Origin of the sequence: Paenarthrobacter nitroguajacolicus (assembly GCF_029952445.1) — a bacterium.
In the GTDB taxonomy this organism is placed as follows: domain Bacteria; phylum Actinomycetota; class Actinomycetes; order Actinomycetales; family Micrococcaceae; genus Arthrobacter; species Arthrobacter nitroguajacolicus_B.
This window is the reverse complement of the sequence record NZ_JAQPPK010000008.1, coordinates 173,793-179,869: the sequence shown is the minus strand read 5'-3', so window position 1 is coordinate 179,869 and position 6,077 is coordinate 173,793. Positions and strand designations below refer to the sequence as shown.

6 protein-coding genes are annotated in these 6,077 nt (G+C 64.2%); 1 reads left to right on the top strand and 5 read right to left on the bottom strand.

Annotated features, from left to right (window positions below):
• Window positions 1–250 precede the first annotated feature (250 nt).
• From PJL15_RS07970 to PJL15_RS07950, 5 genes are all read right to left on the bottom strand, one after another.
• Window positions 251–673, bottom strand: a complete 423-nt coding sequence (locus PJL15_RS07970; protein WP_039239501.1) for a DUF3151 domain-containing protein — start codon at window positions 671–673, stop codon at window positions 251–253.
• Complete coding sequence (fbaA, locus tag PJL15_RS07965) at window positions 673–1,692, bottom strand: class II fructose-bisphosphate aldolase (protein ID WP_281450641.1); 1,020 nt, start codon at window positions 1,690–1,692, stop codon at window positions 673–675. Before fbaA ends, PJL15_RS07970 begins: the two co-directional genes overlap by 1 nt.
• Window positions 1,693–1,892: 200 nt before the next feature.
• Window positions 1,893–2,825, bottom strand: coding sequence for a hypothetical protein (locus PJL15_RS07960; RefSeq protein ID WP_281450640.1), 933 nt, complete (start codon window positions 2,823–2,825; stop codon window positions 1,893–1,895).
• A 137-nt stretch (window positions 2,826–2,962) separates the two neighbouring features.
• Window positions 2,963–3,661: a TrmH family RNA methyltransferase gene (locus PJL15_RS07955; protein WP_281450639.1), complete on the bottom strand. Its 699-nt coding sequence runs from the start codon at window positions 3,659–3,661 to the stop codon at window positions 2,963–2,965.
• Between the two features lie 46 nt (window positions 3,662–3,707).
• The gene (locus tag PJL15_RS07950) at window positions 3,708–4,940 is read right to left on the bottom strand and encodes a hypothetical protein (RefSeq protein ID WP_281450638.1); all 1,233 of its coding nucleotides are present in this window, start codon (window positions 4,938–4,940) and stop codon (window positions 3,708–3,710) included.
• Window positions 4,941–5,245: 305 nt separating this feature from the next.
• Here PJL15_RS07950 and PJL15_RS07945 point away from each other — a divergent pair, with 305 nt between their 5' ends.
• Window positions 5,246–6,076 (top strand): HAD-IIA family hydrolase, encoded by an 831-nt coding sequence (locus PJL15_RS07945; RefSeq protein ID WP_281450637.1) that lies wholly within the window; start codon window positions 5,246–5,248, stop codon window positions 6,074–6,076.
• Window position 6,077 lies beyond the last annotated feature (1 nt).

Here is a 6,077-nt window from a genome sequence, read left to right as displayed (position 1 = left end):
GCCACGAAAAACCAACCGAGAGGGCCCCGCCAAAGCTGACGCTCCGGGAACCGGTCCGGCAACAATCGCCCCTCAGAAGGAACCAACCCACCAAACGGCGCCCTCCCCCCACACACATATCGTCTAGATGACAGCAAACGCTCCACTGACGGTTCATTAGAGCACGTGCTGTCACCTAGTTGGGCGGGTTAACGACGACGGCGACCCTCACCTTTTCGGTGAGGGTCGCCGTCGTTAATTGTTTGGCGTTTTAGCGGGCCTCGAGTGCTGCCTTGGCCTTGGGGTCCGAGTCGTTTAGGAACTTCTCGATCCGCTCCGGCTCCTCAGCCTCGCCGATGGCCGAAGCTGCCCGGCCCAGCGCGTAGAGCGCACGCAGGAAGCCCTGGTTGGGCTCGTGCTCCCACGGGATGGGTCCGACGCCGCGCCAACCGTTGCGGCGCAGCGAATCCAGGCCGCGGTGGTAGCCAACGCGGGCATAGGCGTAGGACTCGATGGTCCGGCCCTCGGCCCAGGCTTCCTCAGCGAGGATGGCCCACAGCAGTGACGATGTGGGGTTCTGGGCCACGAGGTCCAACGCTTCCTTGCCCAGGGCCAGGTGCTGGTAGATCTCGTTCTCGGCGGGCAGGAGCGTAGGCTCCGGCCCCATCAGGTTCTTCCGGAATTCGTCGGACATTAGAAGGTCTTGCCAACCGATCCGAGCTGCTGTGCTGCTTCGACGATGCGCGCGGCCATGCCGGCTTCGGCGGAAGCACCCCAGACGCGGGGGTCATAGGTCTTCTTGTTGCCCATTTCGCCGTCGACCTTCAGGACGCCGTCGTAGTTGGAGAACATGTGGCCGGCCACCGGGCGGGTGAACGCGTACTGGGTGTCGGTGTCGATGTTCATCTTGATCACGCCGTAGGCAACTGCGTCAGCGATTTCCTGCTCCGTGGAGCCCGAGCCGCCGTGGAACACGAGGTCGAACGGGTTTTCCTTGCCGATCTTGGCGCCCACCTCGGACTGGATCTGCTTGAGCAGTTCAGGGCGGAGCTTCACGTTACCCGGCTTGTAGACGCCGTGGACGTTGCCGAAGGTCAGGGCGGTGAGGTAGCGGCCGTTTTCGCCGGCACCCAGGGCCTCGATCGTGGCGAGGGCGTCTTCGGTGGTGGTGTAGAGCTTCTCGTTGATCTCGTTCTCAACGCCGTCTTCTTCGCCACCAACGGTGCCGATTTCAACCTCGAGGATGATCTTGGCGGCAGCTGCGCGCTCCAGCAGTTCACGGCCGATGCGCAGGTTCTCGGAGAGGGTCTCGTGCGAGCCATCCCACATGTGCGAGTTGAAGATCGGGTCCTTGCCGGCCTTGACGGCTTCCTCGGAAGCGGCCAGCAGCGGCAGGACGAAGTCGGCGAGCTTGTCCTGCGGGCAGTGGTCCGTGTGCAGGGCGATGTTGACGTTGTAATTCTTGGCAACTTCGCGGGCGAACGCGGCGAAGCCGAGGGAACCGGCAACCATGTCCTTGACCGAAGCGCCCGACCAGTAGGCTGCGCCACCGGTGGAAACCTGGATGATGCCGTCGGATTCGGCCTCGGCGAAACCGCGGATCGCAGCATTCAGAGTCTGCGACGACGTCACGTTGACCGCGGGGAAAGCGAATCCGCCAGCCTTTGCGCGGTCGATCATCTCGGAGTAAATCTCTGGGGTTGCAATGGGCATGGTGACTCCTATGCTGAATTCGTCTGTGGGTGGGTAACCCTGGAGTAGACCGCTTACGGCTAGCACCCATCCTAGCGATATCCGCCGGGAGGCCGTGTTTCGGGTCACTGAGGGTTCTTAATACTTCCGCCGAGTTGGCATTTGATGACAATCCGGAGCCGCAGGATTGTCATCAAATGCCAAGTCGGCGCAGTATTCGCTCACCTCACGCGCCAGCCGCGGCTTTGGAGCGCCCGGCGGACTTTATGTACGACGGCGGGCCGCTCACCTTGGAGGTCGTGCTTGGAGACCCGGACTTCAAGCCAGCCATGGGCCAGGGACCTTTCCTGCCGTTCGATGTCCCTCAGATGCTGTTCCCCGCCTCCATGGTGTGCACCGTCGTACTGGAGGGAGACTTTCCACTTGAGGTAAGCTCCGTCCGGCCACAGCACGGCCTGGCCACGGGCATCGCGGACGACGTGGTTGAGTACCGGTTCCGGCAAGCCGGCCTTGATCAAGGCCATCCGCATCATGCTCTCCGGCGCCGAGTCAGCCCCCACCCTGATGAGTTGCAGGGCTTCCCGCGCGGTTCTCACTCCCCGCTTGCCCGGATAGCGATCCACCATCTCCGCCAAATCGTCCATGCTGCACACCGGCTCCTTGGGAACAGGAAACCCAGGGCCGTGGGAACACACCAGGTGATCGCCCGCAGCAACCAGGTCTTCCAGACTCAGCACGGTGGCCAAGTCCAGCCACGTCCGCGCCGGTGAGGTGACCCTGACGTCGTCGTAATCCTCGGTCTCGTCGGGAAGAAGCGTCAGGAGGTGACCAACAACATTGACCCTGCGGGGAAAACTGAACCCCGGACGTCGGGCAATGTGGATGCGCCAGTCCCCTGAGCGCGCGCCTGGCAAAGGGATCCCCCAGAGACGCGCAGCTGTGAAGGAGACCAAAATGGAGGAGTCGTCCAAGTCCGTGTAGGCCCGCAGCGCGGCAGCCCCGGATGCACCGGACGCAGCCGGGACCCTGATCCCACGCGACACCAGCACCAAGTCCTTGGCACGGGTCCGGGACCGGGGCACTCCGGCCTTGTCCGACGCACGCACAGAGAACGAGCCAGTTGTCAGGTGTTCCGGAAGTTCTTTCCTGCGCATGCCCCATTTTGGCTTGTCCGGCTTACACGCGGAGGCGTTATCCACAGCCCAGCCCACCGATCCCGCGTCGACTTGGCATTTGATGACAATCCGGAGCCCCGGGATTGTCATCAAATGCCAACTCGGCGGCTCCTCGCCTAGCTGACCGGCTGCTGGAACACGTGCCGGCGCACCCAGGCGTGCATGGCGATCGCTGCCGCGGAGGCTGCGTTCATGGACCGGGTGGATCCGAACTGCTCAATGGACAGGGTTGCGACGGCGGCATCGTGCACCTCGGGCGTGAGGCCCGGGCCCTCCTGCCCGAACACCAGGACGCACTTTTTCGGGAGGTCGTAGGTCTCCAGCGGAACGGAATCCGGGAAGATGTCGATGCCGATCACAGCCAACCCCTCCTCCTGCGCCCATCGGACGAAGTCCTCAACGGTGGGGTGGTGGCGGACGTGCTGGTAGCGGTCGGTGACCATGGCTCCGCGACGGTTCCACCGGCGTCGTCCGATGATGTGGACCTCTTTGGCGAGGAAAGCGTTGGCCGTCCGCACCACGGTGCCGATGTTGAGGTCGTGCTGCCAGTTCTCAATGGCAATGTGGAATTCGTGCCGCTTGGAGTCCAGGTCCGCGACGATCGATTCGTGCTTCCAGTACCGGTACTGGTCCACCACGTTGCGGCGGTCACCATCCCTCAACAGATCCGGATCCCAGTGCTCGCCAACCGGCCACTCGCCTTCCCAAGGTCCGACGCCGACCTCGGGTTTCGCCTCGACCTCGCCATCCGTGAGGGTCTTCTCCGGGGAGACGGCAGGCGTGGGCAGGGGTGAATCGGGGGGAAGGTCAGTCACCCCTCAACTCTAGCCCCGCCCACTTGGCGGTTTGGGCCCGCTGGGCCTAGCCCAACTTCCACTTGTTGATGCGGTACGAGTTGGCCAACTGCTCAAAGAGTCCCGGATGGGCGTCCCAGTACTCCTTGTGCCCGCTGAGACCAAGCATCTGGGGCGTGCCCCACGGCGTCACCGAGAAGAGGTTCACGGCCTGAATGGCTTCCCCACGGGCGTTGGTGCAGGTGAATTGGATGACCACGGCGGCGCCACGACGGAACTCGCGGATCTCCGGCATGCTGGTCTTGAAGTTGGAGGCGCACTTGTGGCCCACCAGGTTCTGGGGAAGGTCAGTGGCGGTCATGCCCTTGTACCTGGCCTCGATGTCCTCCAGGGCTTTCTTGATCTCCGCCGGGTCCTTGCCGAACTTGCCTTCCTCGGACTCCGCGAAGAAGGCGTAGGCCAAGGCGATGCCGTCGCCGTCGGTCTCCACCGTGCCTTGGGCTTTCTTCTGGATCTCTTCGCCCGTGGTGGGGTCCTTGGTGATGCCGAACGACTCGTCGTGGGTCCATTCGGCCAGGTACTGGAAGGACGACTCGCCTGTGACCCACTTGCTGAACAGAGGATCGCCGTCCGCCGGAACGTTGCTGGGCCCGGCCACGTCCTCCCAGCCAGCCGGCAGCGGGATCGCGCCCGCCGGGATGTCGGTGGAGGCCGAGGACCCACCCGACGGCTCCGCCTCTGCCGAAGGCTCAGCGGCCGCGTCCGACGCCTCGTCCGAGGACGTCACCGACGGCGATGGGGACTCCACGGCCGTCGGCTTGGTCATCGACGGAATAAGCCAGGTGAACGCCACAACCAGCGCAATAACCACGACGACGGCGACACCACCGAGGATGAGGAACAGGGACTTCTTGTTGTGGTCGCCCGGGTTCTGGCCGGGCCCGGCGGGCTGGCCCGGGTAGCCCGGCTGGCCGGGGTAGCCCGGCTGGCCCTGCTGCGCTTGCGGATAGCGATGGACGGTTTCGGCGAACTCGCCCTCGGGGTGGTTGAGGGGCTGCGCGGGGAAAGCCTGCGTGGGGTTCCGCTGGGCAGGGAAAGCCTGCGTCGGCGCGTCCTGCGGCCGACCTTGCTGCGGCTGGCCCGGGTAGCCCGGGTCCCCCTGCTGGGCCTCCGGCTGGTACATGGGTTGCGTCTGCCCCGTCTGGTACTGGCGGTACTGGTCCTTGCCGGTGTCATAGCGCGGCTGCGGCACGCCGTCCGGGTTATAGGGAGGCTGCGGTACGCCGTTGTTGTTGCTCATGACAAGGCCCTTTCACGTGCTGTGGGCACCGGGACATCCCTGCGGACACACCCGGTGGTCGATCCGGAACGAGGGACCTGCTGAAGCGGGACGACGTGATACCCACCGTGTCGATCCCCCGACCCACGGTGCTGGCCTCTACCACGCCGCCACAAGCGTAGTGCAGACCGCTACTGAGCGTACAAGTCAAAACCGTTATCCACATGGGCAGAACTACCCACATATGTGCAATCCCGGGATGTCCAGCGCCCCGAATGATGAAAGACTGGGACGCAGTGCATGAACAACCCCAGCCGGAGGCAAATATGGCAGAAGAAACCACGCCCCACCCGTCCGCATCGGTTTACCGGAACGGCCACGAGATCGAATGCTGGCTCACGGACATGGACGGCGTCCTCGTCCACGAAAACCAGGCGATCCCTGGCGCCGCGGAACTCATTCAGCGCTGGGTGGATACGTCCAAGCGCTTCCTGGTGCTGACCAACAACTCCATCTTCACTCCCCGGGACCTCGCGGCCCGTCTCCGCGCGTCCGGCCTGGAAGTTCCGGAAGAGAACATCTGGACCTCCGCGCTGGCCACGGCCCAGTTCCTCAAGGACCAGGTGCAGTCCTCGGATTCGGGCAACCGCGCCTACACCATCGGCGAGGCCGGCCTGACAACCGCACTCCACGAGGCCGGGTTCATCCTGACGGACACCGAACCGGACTTCGTGGTGCTCGGTGAAACCCGCACGTACTCCTTCGAAGCGATCACCATGGCGGTCCGCCACATCCTGGCCGGCGCCCGCTTCATCGCCACCAACCCGGATGCTACCGGCCCCTCCAAGGACGGCCCCATGCCCGCCACGGGTGCCATCGCAGCCATGATCACCAAGGCCACGGGCCGCGAACCCTACATTGTGGGCAAGCCGAACCCCATGATGTTCCGCTCCGCCATGAACCAGATCGATGCCCACTCCGAAACCACGGCGATGATCGGTGACCGCATGGACACGGACATCGTTGCCGGCATGGAAGCGGGCCTGCACACGGTCCTGGTGCTCAGCGGAATCACGCAGCGCGAGGAAATTGTGTCCTTCCCGTTCCGGCCCAACCAGATCCTGAATTCAGTGGCCGACCTCAAGAGCCAGATCTAAG